The organism is Rhodomicrobium lacus, from assembly GCF_003992725.1.
Classification (GTDB): domain Bacteria; phylum Pseudomonadota; class Alphaproteobacteria; order Rhizobiales; family Rhodomicrobiaceae; genus Rhodomicrobium; species Rhodomicrobium lacus.
Window position 1 is genome coordinate 213,441 of record NZ_RZNF01000012.1, and the last position, 20,466, is coordinate 233,906.

Sequence of the window (20,466 nt, forward strand, 5' to 3'; positions counted from 1 at the left end):
GAGGGAAGGGGTTCATTCCGGCGGGCGGTTTGGCGTCGGCCTAATCGGCGGCGACGTCCTCGCTCACGTGCTTCGACGGAATGCGGATCACGGCCTTCAGGCCGCCGAGATTGCTTTTGTCGAGCGTAATGTCGCCGCCGTGGCTCCTTACGATATCGCGCGCGATGGCGAGCCCCAGCCCGGAGCTTTTCTTGTTCTGGTTGCGAGCGGCGTCGAGGCTGTGGAACGGGCGGAACACGACTTCCCGCTTGTCCGCCGGAATGCCGGGGCCGTCATCCTCCACCACGACCGTAAGCCATCCGTGCGAACGCAGCGCGCGAATCTGGATCGTGTTCGCGTAGCGCGTCGCATTGGTGACGAGGTTCAGCACCGCGCGCTTGAACGCGTTGCGGCGCAGCGCCACGATCAGCGGATTCTGCCGCACGTCGAGCCGAAGCGTCTTGCCAGGCTCTTCCACCGCCGCCTGCAATTCTTCGAGAATGCTGCGGACATCGACGCGTCGGATCTTCTCGCCCGCGGCACCCTTCGCGAAGGCCATGTAGTCTTCAAGCATCTGCTGCATCTCGTCGACGTCGCGCTTCAGCGCTTCGATCTGCGGTGCGCGCATCATCGCAAGCTGGAGACGGAAGCGGGTGAGGATCGTGCGCAGATCGTGGCTCACGCCCGCGAGCATTATGGTACGCTGTTCGACATGGCGCTCGATGCGGTCGCGCATGTCGAGAAAAGCTTGCGCCGCAAGCCGCACCTCGCGCGCGCCGCGAACCCGGAAATCCGGTGGCGCGGGGCGTCCACGCCCGAAGCGGTCGGCGGCGTCGGCCAGCGCCAGGATCGGGCGGATCTGGTTCCTCAGGAACAGGATGGCGACGATGAGCAGGATCGTCGCCGAGGTCACCATCCACACGATGAAGAAATGCGTGTTCGACGGGATGAGTTGCGCGCGCTGGGCAAGCACCCGCATCACCGCACCGTCAAGCTTGATGCGTACTTCGATGTAGTTCGACGAGCCGACCGTGTCGATCCAGTATGGCCTGTTGATGCGGCGGCTGATTTCGCCCGAAAGGTAGCGGTCGAGAAAGCCGAAGAATGGCTTCGACCGTGTAACCGGCAGTTGATCGCCGGGAAGGAAGCGGACCGAAAGCGAGAGATTTTCGCGCGCAAGACGGGAAAGGCGGTCGAGATCGTCCGGGGTTTTCGCCGTCATCGCCTCGTAGGTATCGGCGAGCATCGCGATATCCTGCGCGGTTGCGACGGACAGGCGGCGCGTCACGACCTGCCAATGCCGGTCGAGGAAGACGAAGGCGAGGATCGATTGAAGGATGACGATCGGCGCGATGATGATGATGAGCGCGCGCGTATAGAGGCCCTTCGGCGCGAGCGAGCCGAGAACGGAAAACACGCGCGAAAGGAATGACGCGCGCGCCAGAGGCTCGCCTTCCTGCACCACGGAGGGCGTGACGGTGGCGGCTGTGCCGCTTGCCTTATCGGTCAGGTCCAGCGAAATGGCCCGCACCCCTCTGTTTGGCGCCGTCCGGCGTGAGGCGGTCTGCGCGCAGCAAACCGCATACGGCCTCAGTCCAGATAGAGAATATAGCCCTTGCCCCGCACCGTATGGAGGTAGGCGGGGTTTGCCGGGTCGGTCTCGATCTTCTGACGAAGCCGGTTGATCTGCACGTCGACGGCGCGCTCGTTCTCATACTCGCCAAGCCTCGCGAGATCCTCGCGCGAAACGAGTTCTCCGCCGGCCAGCGCAAATTCGCGCAGCACCTCCCGCTCGCGGTCCGTGAGCCGGATCGGCTCGTCGCCGCGCTTCAACTCGTTTTTCTTGAGGTCGAACACGAAAGGCCCGAAGCGCACCTCTCCATGCTTCGTCTTGGGCGAAGCGTGGCGGCGCAGGATGTTCTGCAGGCGCAGGAGAAGTTCGCGCGGCTCGAAGGGCTTCGCCACATAGTCGTCCACGCCGAGTTCCAGGCCGCGCACGCGGTGCTCCGGCTCCGAGCGCGCGGTCAGCATCAGGATGGCGACGTCGGATTCCGTCCTCAACCACTCGGCGATGTCGAAACCGCTCTCACCCGGCATCATGACGTCGAGGATGAGGCAGTCGAACGCGATGCTACGAAGCTTCGCGCGCGCGACAGCGCCGTCGCTGGCCTGCGTCACGCGAAACCCGTTCTGACGGAGATATCCCGCGAGCAGATCGCGAATGCGCTCGTCGTCATCGACAACGAGAATGTGCGGAGCGTCGTCGGAAAGCGGGGGCGCGTCCATCTCGGACGCCGACACGTCGGACGCTGTCACGGAAGTCATGGGCAGGCGGGCCTCATTCTTTGCAAGAGCTTGACGATAAGTGATGATAACTTTTGACTGGACGCAAGCGATATTGAAGCGCTTTATTTCATCCACTTCGGCATTTCCGAGGCTGGATTCGTGTGCGTTGCGCACCGATTTTCGACGAACAAGACCAAGAACGAATGGAGACTTACGATGGCTGGCCCAGCCCCTATTCCTTATGACCAACGCGACGGTTTCATTTGGATGGACGGCGGCCTCGTACCGTGGCGCGATGCGAAGGTTCACGTCCTGACGCATGCACTCCATTACGGCAGCGGCGTGTTCGAAGGCGCGCGCATCTATGAAGGCGAGGTTTTCGCCTCCCGGCGCCACTCCGAACGGCTTCGCGCGTCGGCTGAAATCCTCGGCTTCGAGGTTCCCTATTCGGCCGAGCAGCTCGATCAGGCGTATCGCGACGTGATCAAGGCGCAGAAGCTCGACGAAGGCTACATCCGTCCGATCGCATGGCGCGGCCCGGAAGAGATGGGCGTCGCTGCCAAGCACTCCAAGATCCACGTCGCCGTCGCGGTCTGGGACTGGGGCTCATACTTCCCGATGGAGGAGCGGCTGAAGGGCATCCGCCTTTGTTTCGCGCAATACCACCGGCCCGATCCGGCCACCGCCCCTTCCACCGCGAAGGCCGCCGGGCTTTACATGATCTGCACCATCGAGAAGCATCGCTCGATGGACCTCGGCTATAACGACGCGCTGATGCTCGACTGGCGCGGCTACGTCGCCGAGGCCACGGGCGCAAACGTCTTCTTCGTGAAGGATGGCGAGATCCACACGCCGAACGCCGACTGCTTCCTGAACGGCATCACGCGCCAGACCCTCATCGCGCTGGCGAAGGCGCGCGGCATCACGGTGCATGAGCGCCGGATCCAACCGGAGGAGATGGCGGGTTTCGAGCAGTGCTTCCTGACCGGTTCGGCCGCGGAAGTGACGCCCGTCTCGGAAATCGGCGAATATCGCTTTACCGTCGGCGAGATCACGAAATCGCTGATGGAAGAATACAGCGCGCTTGCGCGGCCCAGCACCCGGCCGGACAGGCTGCGCCATCTGGCGGTGTGACGACGGCAAAGACGACGCGATGGCCGGGGCTTCCCGGCCATTTTCATGTCGAGCGCTTGCTTTCGCAGCCGCCCGACTTCCAGCAGACTGCCAGCCCGGGCACCCACGCCAGACCAGTGTCCGCTGACATATTTCCCCGCGCAAAACGCGAACCGCCATGCTCACGGCAATTTTCTGCGCTCCTTCGCCCTTTGGCAGACGCGGCGCGGGGTGCGGCTAGCGGTGTGTGACCGCGAAGCTTGCATACCGGCTCGCGGCCTTTTCGTGGAGATGGAATGGCGCGCGAAGACAAGATCAATACCGCGATGGTGCTGGCTGCGGGCTTCGGAACGCGCATGCGGCCCATCACCGACACGATCCCGAAGCCGCTCGTCCGCCTGGACGGGCGCGCGCTGATCGATCACGCGCTCGACCGGCTGGCGGAGGCGGGAGTCACCCGCTCCGTGGTGAACGTGCATTATCTCGCGGACCTGATCGAAACTCATCTCCAGGGGCGACTCACGCCGGAGATCGTCGTTTCCGACGAACGCGACGCCGTACTTGAAACCGGTGGCGGCGTCGCAAGGGCCTTGCCGCTTCTGGGCCCGCATCCCTTCATGGTGCACAATTCCGACAGCGTCTGGAAAGACGGCGGGCGCTCGAACGTTGCCGCGCTGACCGCCGCGTGGGAGCCGCATCGCATGGACGTGCTTCTCCTGCTCGCGCGACGCGACCGGAGCCTTGGCTATGACGGGCGCGGCGATTACACTCTGGGCGAGGATGGCCGCCTCGCGCGGCGCCCTTCCGAGGGCGGCGCGGCGCATGTCTATGCGGGCGTGTCGATCCTCGACCCGGCGCTGTTCGACGGTATCGCCGATCGGGCGTTCTCCTTGAACCGAATCTTCGACAAGGCTATGGCTCAAGGTCGATTGTTCGGGGTGGAACTGGATGGAACGTGGATGCATGTCGGCACGCCTGAAGCCCTGGCGGATGCGGAACGGTTCCTGAATGAGGGACGGCGGCGCACAGCTTGAACTTGGGTTTTCGGCCGCGCGCGCCGCTGCCGCCCCTGTCTTCACCTGTCCGCCGCACCGCCCGTTTCTGCCCGCGCTCGCCGCCGCGATCCTGGACGGCGCGTTTTTCGGCGAAGGCGAGCCCGAGCCGCACGACCTCCCCGCGCTGAATGTCTATGTGCCGTCGCAAGCCGCCGTCACGCCGCTGAAGCTCGCGCTCCTCGACCTGAGCCCCTGCGGTGCAACCTTCCTTCCGCGCATCCGAGTGCTGGGCGACGCCGATCCGCTCGACATGTTCGCGGCCTACGCCCCACATATGGACCCAGGGGCCGCGCTCGCCCTCCTCCGCGAGGCGCTGGACGTGCCGAAACCTGTCGGGGATATCGAACGCCGCGTCCATGTGAGCGCTGCGGCGATGAGGGCCGCGCGAGACATCCACAGCACGCGGATGGAGCTTGGCGAGCAACTTTTCTCTGCCGTGACGGCGGCGAGCGCGGCGAAGATCGCGGCGGACATAGCAAGCCTCATCGACGATGCTCACCGCGAACGGGCCGACCTCTCGAAAATCGACCGGCTCGACAGGGGCCACGCTTCCGGCAGCGAGCAGATCTCGCTGCAGATCCTGCGCGCCGTGCGCAGGGCTTGGGATGCGCACAAGAAGCGCAGCCGCCGTCTCGACCGCGAAGAACGGCGCAATCGCCTCATGGCGCTTGAGGCGGCGTTCATCCGAGCGAGCAGCGCGCCGGTGATCGTCGCCGGGTCGACCGGCAGCGTCGCCGCGACCATGGGACTGATGGAGGCGCTTGTCGGGCGCGCGCGCTCGGCCGTCATTCTGCACGACCTCGACCGCGCGCTCGATGACGCATCGTGGCAGACCATCTCACAGCACCCGGAGCATCCGCAGCACGGCCTGTGGCAGTTGCTCGCGCGACTTGGCGTCGACCGCGACGGTGTGCGCGAGATCGAAACCGCGCGCGCTCTGCCCGCTGGCGGCGATCCGATCCGCGCGGCGTTCCTCAGCGAGGCCCTGCGGCCCGCCTCCGCGACGGCGAGATGGGCGGAATATGTGGCAGCCCGGAAGACCGAGGCAGGCCGCGCCGACGCTGGCGCAGAGGCAACCGGCCGCGAGGTCTCCTCCGACGTTTCCTTGCATGCCGCGCCGCGCGGCACGCTCGCGCCGGGGCTGACGCTCGTCGAAGCCGAAACGAGTCAGGAAGAAGCGGCGGTCGTCGCGCTGATCCTTCGCGCCGCGCTCGAAGATGAAGCTGCGCATGTCGCGCTCGTCACGCCCGACGACGCGCTGAGGGCTCGCGTCCGCCATGCCCTTGCGGGGTGGGGAATGGCAAGCGAACCACCCACCGCGCCGCGCCATGCTTTCGCCCTGCGCGTGGCGGCCGCCGTGTCAAGCGGCAAGCCCGAGGATTTCACGGCGCTGCTCAGGCTCGCGCATGGCGCGAACCGCGCCCGTTTTCTTCGCCTCGCCGAACTCGTTGATCTCGGCGCGGCGCGGCAAATGTGGCGCCCGGCCACCATGGACGGCATTCCGGCGGCGCTTGCCCGCGCGCAGCACGCCGTTGCGAGCGGCGAAGCCCGGCACCCGGCCATGCGCAGGATCGGCGCCGAGGAATGGGAAGCCGCGCGGCTTCTCGCGGGCGACGTGCTCGATGCGCTGTCGCCGCTGACCGCGAACGCCGCGGACCCGGCACCGGAGCACGGCGACACCTCCCCCCTTCCCTTCTTCCGCTGGGTGAGCGTGCATGACGAAGCGCTGGGGCGTCTCGCCGCTATCGGCCTCGTGTGCGATGAGGGCGGAGAGAGATCTTCGCTTGCCGACGTGTTTGCCGTCGACGTGCCGACCCTCGCGCTCGACATAAAGGAATATGCCGCCTTTTTCGCCGAACTGGCGCGGACGGAACCGACATCCGACGCGCATAGTCCGCATCCCCGCCTGTTGCTCCTGAGCCCTCTCGACGCGCGCCTTCTTGCTGCCGACGTCGTCGTGCTCGGCGGGCTGAACGAGGGCGTTTGGCCGCAGACGCCGGGGCCGAGCCCTTGGCTGAACCGGCAGGACCGGGCTATCGTGGGCCTCTCGCCCGAGGAACGCCGCATCGGGCAGGCCGCGCATGATTTCGCCTCGCTCGCCGCCGCCGCACCGCGCGTCGTGCTCACCCGCGCCAAGAAGGCGAACGGCAGCCTTGCACGCCCCAGCCGCTGGATCGCGCGCATCGCCACGCTCGCGCGCGGCGTGGGCCGGTTCGCGGAGATCGACACCGGCGCGGCATGGCTCGAATTGGCGCGGGCGCGCCGCGCTCCTGCGGCGGTTACGCCCGTCGCGCCGCCGGAACCGCGTCCGCCGCTCTCCGCTCGCCCGCGCCGCCTCTCCGTCACCGCCATCGAGACGTGGTTCGCGAACCCCTATGCGGTCTATGCGCGTTCCATCCTCGGGCTCGAACCGCTGCGCCGCATCGGCGAGACCCACGACGCCCGCGACAAAGGCACGCTCTATCACGCGGCGCTCAACCGCTTTTTCGAGGCCTGTCCCGACCGCATGCCGGACGATGCGGCGGCACGCCTCGTCGCATGCCTCGACCGCGCGGCTGAGGAACTTGGCTTCGACCTCGACTCCGCGCCGTTCTGGCGTCCACGCTTCGCCCGCTTCGCCGACTGGTTCGCGGCGACGGAAGCGCAAAGGCGAAAGGGCCTGCGGCTCCTGAAGAGCGAGGTCGGCGGCAACGTGAAGCTAACGGCAGAGGGAGCGGCGGGACCGTTTGAAGTGACGGCGCGAGCGGATCGCATCGACCTTGGCGAGGATGGTTCGCTGCGGATCTTCGACTTCAAGACCAGCGCGAATGCGGCAACCACATCCGCGCGGAGAGGCGCGCCTCAGCTCGCGCTGGAAGGCATGCTCGCCATCGAAGGCGCGTTCGCTGGACTGCCCGCGAACAGCGCGCCCGACCTCTGCTATATCGTGGCGTCGGGCGGAGAGCCACCGGGCGACATCGTCACGCTGAAGATGCCGTGCGGGGAAGCCATCGCCGCCGCGAAGGCGGGGCTGCTCCTGCGCATCGCGCGCTTCGACGACGAGGCGACGCCTTACACCTATGAGGCCCGCGCGATCTTCCGCGACAAGGCCGACAACGACCCGTATGCGCATCTGGCGCGCGTCAAGGAATGGTCGGCGGCGGCCGGCGGTGAAGACAGTGGAGAGGAAGACGGAGGCGGCGGCGATGACTGACGCAATCCGCGAAGCCCGCCTCGCCGAGGCCAGTCGCAAGCAGCGGTCGGCCGCCGATCCTTTCGTTTCGGCTTGGGTGCGCGCGAATGCGGGAACCGGCAAAACGCACGTTCTCGTCCAGCGCATCCTGCGGCTTTGTCTCGCGGGCGCCGCGCCGCGCTCGATCCTTTGTCTGACCTTCACCAAGAACGCCGCCGCCGAGATGGAGGCGCGCGTGCTGAAGACGATGGGCGAATGGGCCACCGCCGATGCGCCCACGCTGGATGCGGCACTTTCGGCGCTGCTCGACCGGCCGGCCGAAGCTGACGAGCTGGACGCCGCGCGCACGCTGTTCGCGACTGTGACGGATGCGCCGGGCGGCCTGCCGATCATGACCATTCACAGCTTCTGCGAACGCCTGCTGCGCCGCTTCAGCTTCGAGGCCAACGTGCCGCCGGGCTTCAGCGTGATGACGGAGGAGGAGGCGCGCGACGCGCTGGCGGCTGCGAAGGCGGAAGCCTTCTCCGGGGCGAAAACCGGCGCGATGCGCGATGCGCTCACCACCGCGGTCGCCCATGCCGCCGAGGACGAATTCGGTCGCGTGCTGCAGGAGATGCTCGGCCATCGTCGCACGATCCGCTATCTTTTGAGCGTCGGGCCGGAAGGGGACCGCATAGCGCCGGTGGAAGCGCGGCTTCGGCGTATCTTCGGACTTGCGGCGAACGAAACCGCAGCCGGTCTCACCGATCGCGCGGCGGAGGTGCTGAGCGATGACGCGATCCGCGAGATCGTCGCCGTTTTTGCCGAGGGGGGGAAGACCGAGGCCGAGATCGCCGCGAGTTTGCGTCTGGCGATGGGCGCGCCGGACGCTGCATCCAGATGCGCCTGCATCAAAGTGGCGCTCGGGACGAAAAGCGGGGAGCCGAAAAAAAGGCTGGCCACCGCTCCGACCCAGCGCCGCGCGCCTGCCTTGTGCGAGCATCTTTCACGGGCTCAAGCCGTCTTCTTCGACCTCGACCGAAGGATCTGCGCCGCCAGGGTCGTCGCGGCGACGGCCGCGCTGTTTCGGCTCGCGGCGGCGATCTTCGATGCCTACGAGACCGAGAAGCGCGCGCTGGGCGCCGTGGATTTCGACGATCTCATCGAAAAGACGCTGGAGCTTCTCCGCCGCGACGACGCGGCTGAATGGGTGCTCTATCAGCTCGACGGCCGCATCGATCACGTCCTCGTCGACGAGGCGCAGGACACGAGCCCCGAGCAGTGGGCCATCGTCAACGCGCTGACCGCCGAGTTCTTCTCCGGCGAGAGCGCGCGCGCGAGCATGCCGACGTTGTTCGCGGTCGGCGACGAAAAGCAGTCGATCTACGGCTTTCAGGGCGCACGCCCGGAATTTCTGGCCGCTTTCGGCGAGGCTTACTCGGAGAAGGCGCGCATGACGCAGATGCCGTTCCGGACCGTGGGCCTCGACCTCTCGTTCAGGACACTCGCGCCGGTGCTTTCGGCGGTCGACCTCGTTTCCGCGGCGCTGGGCGATGGCTTGAGCACCGCGCCCATGCCGCACATCGCCAATCGCGACGACGATGGGGGCCTTGTTGAGCTTTGGCAGCCCGAACGCGGCGCCCGGCAAGACAAGGGCGATGTCTGGACGCCGGAAGGAGACGCGGCGGCCACCGCCAAACCGGCGGAAGCGCTTGCGGCGCGGATCGCGGCGAAGGTGCGCGCCTGGCTCGACGGCGGCGCCGCGCTCGGCCGCGCGGGCCGCCCCATCGAGCCGGGCGACATCCTGATCCTCCTGAAGAAGCGGCAGCCAATGGCGAGCCTGCTTCAGGCCGCGCTGAAACGCGAGGGTGTGCCCGTAGCGGGCGCGGACAGGATGTCGCTCGTGGACGACCTCGCGGTGATGGACCTGCTCGCGCTTGGCGATGCGCTGCTCCAGCCGGAAGACGACCTGGCCCTCGCGGCTGTGCTGAAAGGTCCGCTGTTCGGATTTTCCGACGACGACCTGTTCGCGTTGCGCCATCCGCCCGGAGGCTCACTTTGGACCGCGCTTGGCGTAAGCGGCGAGGCTGGCTTAGGTGCCCGCTTCACCGAAGCAGCCACACGAATCGCTTTATGGCGCGATCTGGCACACAGTCTTTCCCCGTTCGATTTCTACGCCCGCATCCTCGATCATCCGTTGCCTGCGGCGTCCGATCCTGGCGAGGGAAGCCGCTCAAGGAACGGCGGCGCGCGCATCGACGGCCTTGTCGACGGCCGCGTCGATGGCCGCTCGGTCTTCGGCGCAAGGCTCGGCGCGCAATGCTTCGATGCGATGGACGAGCTTTTGAACCTCGCTGAAAACTTCAGCGCGGCGGAGCGCGGAGGGCTCGCGGATTTCCTCTGTTTTGTGCGTCAGGGCGCGGCCGAGGTTAAGCGCGAGACGGATCAGGCGCCCCGGGAAGTGCGGATCATGACGGTTCACGGGGCAAAGGGCCTTGAGGCGCCGGTCGTCATCCTTGCCGATGCGTGCAGCACGAAGGCTGGACGGCAGCCACCCGTGCTGGCTCTTGAAGATCCCGCCGATGGCGTTCGCGTGCCCGTCTGGGCGATAAAGGGTTCGGGCGCGCTTTCGCCCGTCGCAAATGAAAAAAGCGAGCTTTCCGAAGCGTCGAGGCGAGAATCGGCGCGCCTTCTCTACGTAGCCATGACGCGAGCGCGCGACCGTCTCTGTATCGTGGGCACCCATACGGGCGAGACGCTGCCCGAAGGCTGCTGGTTCGACACGGTGAAGACGGCGCTTGAGCCGCACGCGGTCGATGGCGTCGACGATAGCGGCCGAGCGTTCTGGTGCTTCGGATCGGTATTGCCGGGCGTCGGCTTCGCCGGGCGAGACTTCGGCGGATCAAAGTTGACCGCCTTGCCCGACTGGGCTCGCAGGACGCCTTCCACGGGGCAGAGCCGCATGCTTCTCGCCGCGTCCGCGCTCGAAAGTGTTTGCGCCGCGCCGGGATCGCCTTCTGGCGATCCGTCCGCCAATTTTGATGGGGATGCTCTCGTTTCTCTCCCCGGCGCCTTCGCCGAGCCGGCGCTGGAACTCTTTGGATCGGAGTCGGCCACACCGCAAGACGCCATCCCGCGAGAGGTTGCACGGAACACCGGCCTTCTCGTTCACCGCCTTCTCGAAATCCTTCCCGGCCTGCCCGCAGATAGACGTTCCGAGGCTGGCCAGCTTATGGCGGCGGCGTTCCGCGACAGTCTTCCCGACAACCGCATCGAAGCCGCCCTGGCAAGTGTCGGGATGTTGCTTGCCATGCCCGGCCTTCGGCGATCCGGCGACCGGGTGCTCACGGAGGCCGGCATTGCCGTCGTGCTGCGAACAGAAGAACGGCAAGCCGCAATCCTTGGACAGTGCGACCGCATCTCGTTCGGCGGGCGCGACGTCGAGCTTCTGGACTACAAATCGGGCGCGCCATCGGACGGCAAGCAACTGCCTGCCGCTTACGTTGCGCAACTGACAGCCTATCGCCTGGCGCTCAGGCAGCTCTACCCCGCTGCGAACATCCGCGCGTCGCTTCTCAACACCCGCACCGCTTCGATCGTCGAAGCCGAGAAAAAGGCGCTCGATGCGTGTTTGGCGTCGTTGGCGCTTGGCGTGTCTCTGGGCGCGGATTGTGGCGACGCCCCCCGCATCCGCCGCCTTGGATCGACGGACATGGGCCCCTCGTTTGAAGACCGCAGTTGAGTCTTCCCGCAGCGCGCCCGACAGAAAGTTCGGGCGTTTTCCAACTTTCGGAAACGCAAGAAGGTTGAGGCGTCCGTTCGGATCGCGATGGTCGCGGGGCGGTCGGGCGGCCACGTCATCCCGAATAAGCCGGACAATGCGCGAAGGCCGATGAATGCGACGCGGCCCGAACGGACACTGCCTCAGGGCGCACTGGCCTCTCGACCGGGCGCGAAAAACAAAAACCCCCGCCGGAGCGAGGGTTTCTGTTCTTGAGCAATGGCAAAAAGATGCCGGCGGCAAGCGCCGGCATCTGTCTTTGAGTTACTGCGTCTTCACCGCACCGGAGGGACCCGCGAGCACGGGATAATCCTTCAGCTGGCTCACACCACGGAGAGGCTTGAAAGCACCCTGGTGGCAGGTCGAGCAGTTCGCCTTGGCGATGTCGCCAGCCGGGCCCTTGCGGCCTGGGACGTTCGCGTAAAGCGGCGTCAGCGGATTGATGTAGTTGTTGTTGATGTCCCGAACCAGACGAATGCCATACCAGGCAGTCACACGCTGCGGGGAGCTCGCTCCCCAGGATGCGAAGTCCTGAGTATTGTGGCAGTACGTGCAGTTCACGCCGAGCGCCTTCGAGAAGGAAATCATCAGCGCGTAGGTCCATTCCGCCTGCTTGAGCGACTGGCGGTTCGTCGTCGGCAGGGCGGTCGGACCCGTGACGCGGATCTGCTCGCTCTTCACGAGGAAGGGCGTGAACGGATCGAACGGCAGCGATGTCAGGCCGACGGCCGGAGAGCGCTGGTTCTGGCCGGCGAGATTGCCGAGCAGAGCCTTCGAGAACCGAGGTTCGACCGGGGTATACCAGACGTTCTTCGGGACCGGATTGCCGCGGTGGCAGGTGTAGCAGGTGACGCCCTGTCCCTTGATAGCAACGTGAGACTTCCATTTCGCGTTGATATCCTGGGTCATCTGGATCATGCGGCGAGAAACGATCTTGGTGTAGACGTTCTCGTCAGCAAAATCCGCTTCGTTGTGGCAGTACGCGCAGCCCTGCTCCGGCGCCACCCACTTGGTGATCGCCGTCATGAACCGCAGGAACTCGTTCGAGTCGAGATCGCCGAGAACCTTGACGTTCTGATACACGGCCGAAGCCTTCGTGCCAGCCGGATCGATTTTCTCTTCCGGCTCGGGGACAGCATGCAGCGCCTTCTGCTTCGGGCTGTCGATATCGCGGGAGTTGACGATGTGCACCAAGCCCGTACCGCGATACCCCCACTGCAGCCATTCAACGGTAGGACGCTGCAGCGTGTAATAGGCAAAGACAACCAGGAAGACCGCCAGTGCCGCGCCCGCAAGGGCAAGGGTCAGGATTCGTTGCTTGTAACTCATTTGGGAGCTCCCGGAAGAAGGGCCGGGTCAACGACGACGGGCAGAGTCTCGGGATAAACGGGCACGATACCGTGCTTGATGCCCCAGAGGTACCAGTTATCGACGACAGTTCCGGTCAGAAGGATACCGATAGCGCCAGTGGCCGGGCAGAGAACCGCAAACCACCAAGCCCAGCGATGGATCGATTCCATGGACGCATTGAAGCCCATGGTCCAGCGCCAGAAGAGACCTGCGCGCTCAAGCGCGGTGCCGCGATCGGTCGACTGTTCGATTTCGCGCTCACCGCCGAAACGGCTGACCGCGAGGATCGTGGCGCCGTGCATCCCGAAGAGAAGCGCGGAACCGTAAAGGAAGGCGATCGAGAGCATGTGGAACGGGTTGTAGTACAGGTTCCCGTAGCGGATCGAAAACGCCGTTGTCCAATCGAGATGCGGGAAAATGCCGAACGGAACCGCTTCACCCCAGGTGCCCATGAGGACGGGGCGGAAAAGACCGAGCGACAGCATCAGGAAGATCGCGGAAGCGAAAGCCCAGGCGATGTGCGTGCCCATGCCGAGCTGACGGGCGCGGAGGTAAGTACGAGCCCACCACAAGAGCACCGAAGCCGTCATGAAGAAGCCGGCCCAGAGCCACCAGCCGCCTTGATTCAACGGCGGGATTTTAAGCCCGTTCTCCGGTGCCGGCGGCTCAAGGGCGAGCCAAGGAAGCTGCTTCACGAACTGCGCGGGGCTCCAATCCACCGAGGCGGCCATGTTGAGACCGATGATCTCGATGGCGATGAACCCGAAGATGATCGAAGCGACGCCGGTCAAGCCGAGATAGATGGGGCCGATCTGCGCGTCACCGATGATGCCGAGCAGATAGACGTGGAACGGTTTGCCGGTGCGGCCATACTGGTCGCGATAGAGGGGCACGCCCAGATGGGCCGGTCCCTTAACTTGAACTTGCGTAAAGATATTTTGATATTCGGCCATGGTATGTTCCCCCCCTAGCGCCAGACTGGGATGTTGAACCACCAGTTCCACCACTCGGGCCAACCCTTGGTCCAGAAGGGTCCGCTCAGCAGGATGCAGAGGGCGCTAAAGAGAACCGCCATGATCGCTGTGAAAACACCGAGTCTATGAATGCCGATGGTGCCGACGGAATAACCCAGAAGATCGCGTGTGAAGGCGTTCTCGTGCTCGGGGGTCTTCACGACATCGCGGTCACCGGGATTGAGGGCCGAGAGAATGAGACCGCCGTGCATCGCGAGTAGGAGCGCCGTCAGGAAGAAGAACGAAATCGCGAGCATGTGGGCAGGGTTGTAGTGGAAGTGCAGATATTGATATCCGGTGTTGGATACCCAATCTAGGTGACTGAGGATGCCATAGGGAAAGCCAAAGCCCCAGGCGCCCAGGAGAACCGGACGGATGACGACAAGGGTGAGATACGCAAAGATCGCGACGCTGAAGACGATCGGCACGTGATACCCGATGCCCAGCTTGCGGCAGATTTCAACCTCGCGCAGCGCCCATGAGATGAACGCGCCGGTGGCACAGATCGTGATGAGCTGCCACAGACCGCCCTTTGCAAGGGGAGCCACACCCAAACCGTAACTGAGGTCTGGAGGAGCGATGTTGATTTTCCAGATATTGAGAGTATGCCCTTGGGCAGCCCCCCAAACGATCAAAGCCGTTCCAAGGATAGCAAAGAACAGCGTGGTGACCCCGAAAAATCCGACATAGAATGGGCCCACCCAGAAGTCGAAAAGGTCGCCCCCTACGAGGGTGCCACCTCGAACACGGTATTTTTTTTCATAACTGAGCAATGCCATCGCTCACCTCCAATTAGGAGGCGAGCCGCCGCTCGACCTCCCTTTGAAAAAGTCCCAAGAAAGCGGATGAGGCGCGACTATCCTCATCCGCCATTCTGTGTGGTCCCAACCGCTCAGCGAGCCGGAAGGGCGGAGTTCTGAGCAGCCGCAGCCGGAGCGGGAGTGTCGATCCAGTTGTAGCGGGTGGTGCTGAGGAGGATGAAGTGGATCAGGAGACCCAGGACAACCAGGAACGCGAACAGCGCGACCAGAACCCGGCGGGGATCAAAAAGAAGCCAAATGCGCCACATGTGATTTTCTCCTTATGAATTAGGCGAGATACTGGACGATGGTCAGGGCCGCGGTCTGCACGCCGTCGCCGAGGTCGGCGAGCGGGCGAGCCCAAGGACGCCAGTTCCAAGCAAGAACGTGAGCGATGATCGCAACGATGCTGAAGCCGATGAAGCTAGCAACAAAGATGCTGTGAAATTCCTTCGCCTCGCCTTCGGTCAGCCCGGTGAGCGAGACATCCCTTTCTTCTTGAGCCATAAGCTTGATCTCCGCTAAAGTGGACTCTTGCAGTTACCGCGCATTGCCCTCGCGGCCGGGTCGCCATGGCGTTCTCCGCCATGGAGTTCTTGTTGCCCGAATTCCGGGCGAAACCTTTTCCTATCGCATGAAAGCGAATGGAATACACGTATTGGCAGCCGCGCGGGCTTCAGCGAAGACGGATTTCCGCCGCGCGGCACCGCGTCGCGGGGAAACTGCACGCTTCACCAGCCCTGCCGCCAGAAAAAGCGGAAAAGTGGCGATAAACATCAGCCGAAACTCCTGCGCCTCCCGCGCCCGGATGCGGGCGTGCGTATGGCAGCCTTGAGCGGTCAGGGAAGACACGGTCTTCGTATCCTTCTCAGTCTTGCCCGATTCGAGATCCGCAGCCGTCATGCGGCCCTCCCATCGACAGCCAGTGCGCTCGTCTGGCCGAGGCGCGCCACTGTAACCCTCACTTCCCCCGCATCGCGCGCGGATTTCTCCGCTGCGTCCCTCAGCCGCTTTGCCGCCGAGATACGAACGAGCACCGGCTGCGCTTCGACGATTTCGTCGAAAAGTGCCTTGGCGTCCTCGTCCCAGGGGAGCTGGCGCACCAGGCGAGAAGGCGTCGCCTCGATCCGGTCCAGATCTTTCCCCAAGGGCAGAATATTGAAAAGTGCGTCGAACAATGCGTTGCAGACTTCCTGCACGAGGTAGGTAGCGCCAGCGTAGCCCATAAAGGGCGTTCCTGTATGGCGGCGAATGATCGCGCCCGGAAAAGAAGCGGGGATATACATCGAACGTCCGCCCGCTTCGGCCAGATACATGCGTTCGTTATACGAGCCGAACAGCACCAGCGGCGGCTTTTCGCGGATCAGTCGGCGCACTTCGTCGTTGTCGGTCTTCGCTCCCGTGCGCCGGGATACTGCGAAAGTACAAGGCAGACCCAGTTCATCCTCTAGGAAATGGCGGACGCCGCGCGCATATGTCTCGTTCGCAACGATGGCGAAGCTTGCCGTTCCGAAGAAGTCCTGCGTCACCGACCGCCAGAGATCCCAGAGCGGCTTGATGGTCGTCTGCTTCTCCCGCTCGATGAACGGTTCAGGATCGAGGCCGAGCGTCTCGCCGAGCGCGCGCAGGAACTTCGTCGTCGAGTGCAGCCCGATCGGCGCCTGCAGATAGGGCTTGTCGAGCGCCTCGCACAAGAGGCGGCCAAATTCGCGATAAAGGCAGATATTCGCATCGGCGTCGGCGAGGCGCGGAACGTCGTTGAGGTGCGTCCCCTGCGGGAAGACGAGGTTGACCTCGGCGCCGATCCCTTCCACCAGGCGGCGGATCTCGGCGAGGTCGGACGGCGTATTGAAGACGCCGTAGCTCGGCCCGATGATGTTCACGCTCGGCTTGGAGTCGGCCGCCTTCGGCCTCGCCTTGGCCTTCTTCTTGACGCCGTATTCCTTCCAGAGCCAGACGAGCGCACGGTCGGCGCTCTGCCACTGGTCTTCGTCGATCGTGCGCGGAAGGAAGCGCTGGATGTTCATGCCCTCGGGCGTGACACCGCCGCCGATCATCTCCGCGATGGAGCCCGTGACGACGACGCTCGGCATCCTGGGATCGAGAACCTTGTGGGCGCGTCTCATGGCGCCCTCGGTCCCGGTCTTGCCGAGTTCTTCCTCGGAAAGCCCCGTGACGACGATGGGAAGCTCGTGCGGGGGCAGCGCGTTGGTGTAATGCAGCACCGCCGTCACCGGCAGGTTTTCGCAGCCCACGGGGCCGTCGATGATGACCTGAAGCCCTTTGACGGCCGTGAAGACGTAAACCGCGCCCCAATAGCCGCCAGCCCTGTCGAGATCGGCGATCAGCATCCGATGGCCTCCTTCGGAAGATCGGTTGCCGACGATTTTTTCAACGGCAGTTCCTTGACCTTCGCGGGCTCTTTCGGAGCCTCATCGAACACACCGGCCTGGTAGCCCGTGCCGACGCTGCCGAAGAATGCCTTCATTTCCTCGAAGCGGGCCTTGCTGGCGATGGCCGCGTTGACCACCTGCGCGAGAGAGCCCGCGCCCGCGACGCCCATGAGCGGTCGCGCGGAAATGAGGTTGGTGAAATAGAGGCCGGGGATCGCATTCGCTTTCGCGTGCTGCACGACCGGCGTGGTGCCGATGGCGAGGTCGGGATGGAACTCGTCCACCGCAGCGATGTCCTGTTCGAGCGAGGCGCGGTATTGGACGCGAACACCCTTCGCTTCCAGCCATTCGCGGTCTGAGTCCGACCAGCGAGTCTTTGGGCAAGCCGTGCCGACATAGGGCACATCCGCGCCACTTTCGATCAGCAGGCGCGCAACCAGCAGCTCAGACCCTTCATAGCCGGAAACGACGATGCGGCCTTTTACCGGGGCTTTCGCGAGCGCGGTGCGGACGGCGGGCAGAATGCGGTTCAGCGCGGTGTCGACCTTGTCGCGCGCGATGCCGCAAAGCTCACCGATGGCTAGAAGCCACGCAGCCGTGCCGTCATACCCGACGGGCGCCGAGCCCGCGATCGAGCGGCCAGCCGCCTCGAATTCGCGGAACGACGCGGTGTAGAAGGGGTGGATCGCCGCGACGGCGGCGCAGTCGAGCGCGGAATAAAGTTCGCGCCACTCGCGCGTCGGCACGACCGGCCCGGCGGCGAGGCCGAGCGGCTCAAGCATCATGCCGATGGTGACGGGGTCGGCCGGAAACATCTCGCCGACGAGCGTGATGGTCGGCTTTTCGGAGCGTCCGCCGCGCGGCGCCTGCACGGGACCCGCTTCGGCCTCGCCGCGCGCATAGCGCAGCATCGCGCCGGAAAGCACGTCCTTCGCCTCCGCATGCGTCGGCACGCCGAAGCCCGGGACGTCGATGCCGACCACGCGAACGCCGTTGATCTCCTTCGGCAGGAGACGCAGCGGAACGCCGGAGGCGGACGGAACGCAGAGATTGGTGACGACGATAGCGTCGTACTGATCCGGGTCCGCGAGCTTGTGAACGGCCTCGCGGATGTCTTCGAAGAGCTTGCCGGTGACGAGCGTTTCCGAACTGAAGGGGACGTAGCCGACGGTGCGTTTCGCGCCGTAGAAATGAGAGGTGAAGGTCAGGCCGTAGACGCAGCAGGCGGAGCCGGAAAGAACGGTTGCCGTGCGCCGCATGCGAAGCCCGATGCGCAGCGACCCGAAGGCCGGACACATGGTCTGCGGCTGGTCGTGCGGCCCTTGCGGATAATCCTTCGCCAACTTCTCCAGAAGCTCGCTCTGGCCGGCGGCGGCGGCGGCCTTCTTCATTTCCGCGGCGCCCGCATGACAGCCGACGCCCGCGATACCGTCGACGCCCGCTTCAGTCTTGACGGCCGATGTCTCCGCAGCCGCGATCCGTCCGGCGTCGTCGTGAACGACTTCGCCGGCCGCGGCTTGTGAGGAATGGCGTTCAAGTGCTGTCATGGGAACTCGCAAAACTGCTTCAGGCTACGTCGTAGACGATTTCGAGGGAGGGCTTCTCGACGATCTCATGGCCGCGCATGTCGGCCTGCGATGCCGGTTCGAGCACGATTCCACGGCCCACCGCATCCCCTTTGAACAAATTCAGCAGACCGTCCTGCGAAAGGGGCTTCGGACGCACCGGCGGCGCTTCGGCCACGTTGGTGGCGAGCGTCTCGAAGGTCGGCCCCCAGGTGGTGCCGGGTATCGCCACGATCTGATAATTCGCGCTCTTGCGGCGCAGTTCTTCGTGCTGCGGAATCGCCGACAGGATCGGGATGCCGACCGCTTCGGCGAACGCCTGCGCTTCGCCCGTGCCGTCGTCCTTGTTGATGACGATACCGGCGACGCCCACATTGCCGCCGAGCTTGCGGAAATATTCCACAGCCGAGCAGACGTTGTTCGCCACGTAAAGCGACTGGAGGTCGTTCGAGCCGACGATGATCACCTTCTGGCACATGTCGCGCGCGATCGGCAGACCGAAGCCGCCGCACACCACGTCGCCCAGAAAGTCGAGCAGCACGTAGTCGAAGCCCCATTCGTGGAAGCCGAGCTTTTCCAGCGTCTCGAAGCCGTGGATGATGCCGCGACCGCCGCAGCCGCGCCCGACTTCCGGGCCGCCAAGTTCCATCGCGAAAACGCCGTCGCGCTTGAAGCAGACGTCCTCGATGCGCAGTTCCTCGCCGGCGGCCTTCTTCTTCGACGACGTCTCGATGATGGTCGGGGTGGCGCGTCCGCCGAACAGGAGCGACGTGGTGTCGCTCTTGGGGTCGCAGCCGATGAGAAGCACGCGTTTGCCCTGCTGGGCCATCATGTAGGAGAGGTTCGAGAGCGTGAAGCTCTTGCCGATGCCGCCCTTGCCGTAGATCGCGATGATCTGCGTTTCTTTCTTCGCCTCGCCCGAAGGCGGAGCGGCGGGTTCTTCATGGGCCTCGGCGCGAAGCTGCGCCGCTTGCCGTTCGAGGGCGTTGGCTTCGTTGGCGTCAAGGCTCATGCTAACGTTCTCCAATCTAATACCATCTTGAGACAGGCCGGATCTTCGAACGCCGTGCGATATGCGGCAGGCGCATTGTCGGCAGAAACGCGATGTGTGATCAGCCCGTCAAACGACAAAAGGCCGCTGTCCACGAGTTTCGACACGGACGCGATGTCGGCCTTCTGCCACTGTGCGGCGACCCTGAACCGCGCTTCCTTCATGAAGGCGGGCGGGAAGCTGAAGGAGAGCCGGTCGGCATAGAAACCGGCGAGGATGATTTCGCCGCCGGGCGCGAGCCGCGCCACCAGCGTGTCGATGATGCCTGAGTCTCCGCTCACGTCGCAGATGACCCGATAATCGCGGCGCGGATCCTGTTCGGGATCGAGCACCGTATATCCTTGCGCGCCATCGAAACGCGCCGGGTTCTTTTCCCAAACCGTCGGCGCCGGAGCACCGCTCGCGACCACGATCCGCGCGATGAGACGACCAAGAACGCCATGGCCGATGATGAGGTCGGCGGGAACGCCCTTGTCCGAGAACGCCGCGTGATGCGCGGTCGCCGAGAGCGCGAAAAGAATGCCCTGCTCGCCCAGGCTTTCGGCAATCGGAATGGCGCGTGCGCCCGGCATCACGATGCGTGACGCCGTGCCGCCGAAGAGCCCGCGAATTTCGCCGTAACAGTTTGCACCGGGAATGAAAACGCGCTCGCCGACCGCGATCCCGGCAGCCGGACCCGCCCATGAAATGCGGCCTACGGACTCGTAGCCCGGCACCAGCGGATAGCCCATGCCCGGAAAATGCGGCATGCGCCCGGTATAAAGAAGGCGTTCCGTGCCCGTGCTGATGCCGCTCCATTCGACGTCGACGACGACATCGGCATCCCCCGGAGATGGAAGCGCAAGCCGCCGCAGGCCGAGCTTTTCGGGCTCTTCCAGAACGACTGCGATCGTCTCGATTGGGAACTCTTGAAGGAGGGCCATTGCGCA

General features: G+C 64.8%; 16 protein-coding genes. 4 read left to right on the forward strand and 12 right to left on the reverse strand.

All coding sequences use genetic code 11. The annotated features are described in order from the left end of the window. Positions 1–40 precede the first annotated feature (40 nt). On the reverse strand, positions 41–1,510 hold the full coding sequence (locus EK416_RS10445) for an ATP-binding protein (RefSeq protein ID WP_245434019.1): 1,470 nt from the start codon (positions 1,508–1,510) through the stop codon (positions 41–43). 59 nt (positions 1,511–1,569) lie between these two features. Continuing rightward, a complete protein-coding gene (locus EK416_RS10450; protein ID WP_127077436.1) occupies positions 1,570–2,304 on the reverse strand; it encodes a response regulator transcription factor in 735 nt (244 codons plus the stop codon). 177 nt (positions 2,305–2,481) lie between these two features. Here EK416_RS10450 and EK416_RS10455 point away from each other — a divergent pair, with 177 nt between their 5' ends. The 4 genes from EK416_RS10455 (at position 2,482) to EK416_RS10470 (ending at position 11,326) form a co-directional block, all read left to right on the forward strand. Next, entirely contained in the window at positions 2,482–3,399 is a 918-nt protein-coding gene (locus EK416_RS10455) for a branched-chain amino acid aminotransferase (RefSeq protein ID WP_127077437.1), read from the forward strand. A gap of 275 nt (positions 3,400–3,674) precedes the next feature. Next, positions 3,675–4,412, forward strand: coding sequence for a nucleotidyltransferase family protein (locus tag EK416_RS10460; protein ID WP_127077438.1), 738 nt, complete (start codon positions 3,675–3,677; stop codon positions 4,410–4,412). After that, positions 4,387–7,626, forward strand: coding sequence for a double-strand break repair protein AddB (addB, locus tag EK416_RS10465; protein WP_127077439.1), 3,240 nt, complete (start codon positions 4,387–4,389; stop codon positions 7,624–7,626). Before EK416_RS10460 ends, addB begins: the two co-directional genes overlap by 26 nt. Then, positions 7,619–11,326 carry a UvrD-helicase domain-containing protein gene (locus EK416_RS10470; RefSeq protein ID WP_164729982.1) on the forward strand — a complete coding sequence of 1,236 codons (3,708 nt, stop codon included), beginning with the start codon at positions 7,619–7,621 and terminating at the stop codon, positions 11,324–11,326. Before addB ends, EK416_RS10470 begins: the two co-directional genes overlap by 8 nt. Positions 11,327–11,629: 303 nt before the next feature. Here the strand turns inward: EK416_RS10470 and pufC are convergent, their stop codons facing one another. The 10 genes from pufC to bchC all read right to left on the reverse strand — a co-directional run bounded on the left by pufC (position 11,630) and on the right by bchC (position 20,436). Next, entirely contained in the window at positions 11,630–12,694 is a 1,065-nt protein-coding gene (pufC, locus tag EK416_RS10475; RefSeq protein ID WP_127077441.1) for a photosynthetic reaction center cytochrome PufC, read from the reverse strand. Next, complete coding sequence (gene pufM, locus EK416_RS10480; RefSeq protein ID WP_127077442.1) at positions 12,691–13,668, reverse strand: photosynthetic reaction center subunit M; 978 nt, start codon at positions 13,666–13,668, stop codon at positions 12,691–12,693. The genes pufC and pufM overlap by 4 nt, the downstream gene beginning before the upstream one ends. A 14-nt stretch (positions 13,669–13,682) precedes the next feature. Then, on the reverse strand, positions 13,683–14,507 hold the full coding sequence (gene pufL / locus EK416_RS10485) for a photosynthetic reaction center subunit L (RefSeq protein ID WP_127077443.1): 825 nt from the start codon (positions 14,505–14,507) through the stop codon (positions 13,683–13,685). A gap of 113 nt (positions 14,508–14,620) precedes the next feature. Continuing rightward, positions 14,621–14,797, reverse strand: coding sequence for a light-harvesting antenna LH1, alpha subunit (gene pufA / locus EK416_RS10490; RefSeq protein ID WP_127077444.1), 177 nt, complete (start codon positions 14,795–14,797; stop codon positions 14,621–14,623). A gap of 19 nt (positions 14,798–14,816) precedes the next feature. Then, positions 14,817–15,035 (reverse strand): light-harvesting antenna LH1, beta subunit, encoded by a 219-nt coding sequence (pufB, locus tag EK416_RS10495; RefSeq protein WP_127077445.1) that lies wholly within the window; start codon positions 15,033–15,035, stop codon positions 14,817–14,819. A 120-nt stretch (positions 15,036–15,155) separates the two neighbouring features. Next, positions 15,156–15,431, reverse strand: coding sequence for a hypothetical protein (locus EK416_RS10500; RefSeq protein ID WP_245434117.1), 276 nt, complete (start codon positions 15,429–15,431; stop codon positions 15,156–15,158). Next, positions 15,428–16,879 (reverse strand): chlorophyllide a reductase subunit Z, encoded by a 1,452-nt coding sequence (gene bchZ, locus EK416_RS10505; RefSeq protein WP_127077446.1) that lies wholly within the window; start codon positions 16,877–16,879, stop codon positions 15,428–15,430. Before bchZ ends, EK416_RS10500 begins: the two co-directional genes overlap by 4 nt. Next, positions 16,873–18,468, reverse strand: coding sequence for a chlorophyllide a reductase subunit Y (gene bchY, locus EK416_RS10510; protein WP_127077447.1), 1,596 nt, complete (start codon positions 18,466–18,468; stop codon positions 16,873–16,875). Before bchY ends, bchZ begins: the two co-directional genes overlap by 7 nt. 19 nt (positions 18,469–18,487) lie before the next feature. Further along, a complete protein-coding gene (locus EK416_RS10515) occupies positions 18,488–19,498 on the reverse strand; it encodes a chlorophyllide a reductase iron protein subunit X (protein WP_127077448.1) in 1,011 nt (336 codons plus the stop codon). Beyond that, the gene (gene bchC / locus EK416_RS10520; RefSeq protein ID WP_210211013.1) at positions 19,495–20,436 is read right to left on the reverse strand and encodes a chlorophyll synthesis pathway protein BchC; all 942 of its coding nucleotides are present in this window, start codon (positions 20,434–20,436) and stop codon (positions 19,495–19,497) included. Before bchC ends, EK416_RS10515 begins: the two co-directional genes overlap by 4 nt. Between the last annotated feature and the right edge of the window lie 30 nt (positions 20,437–20,466).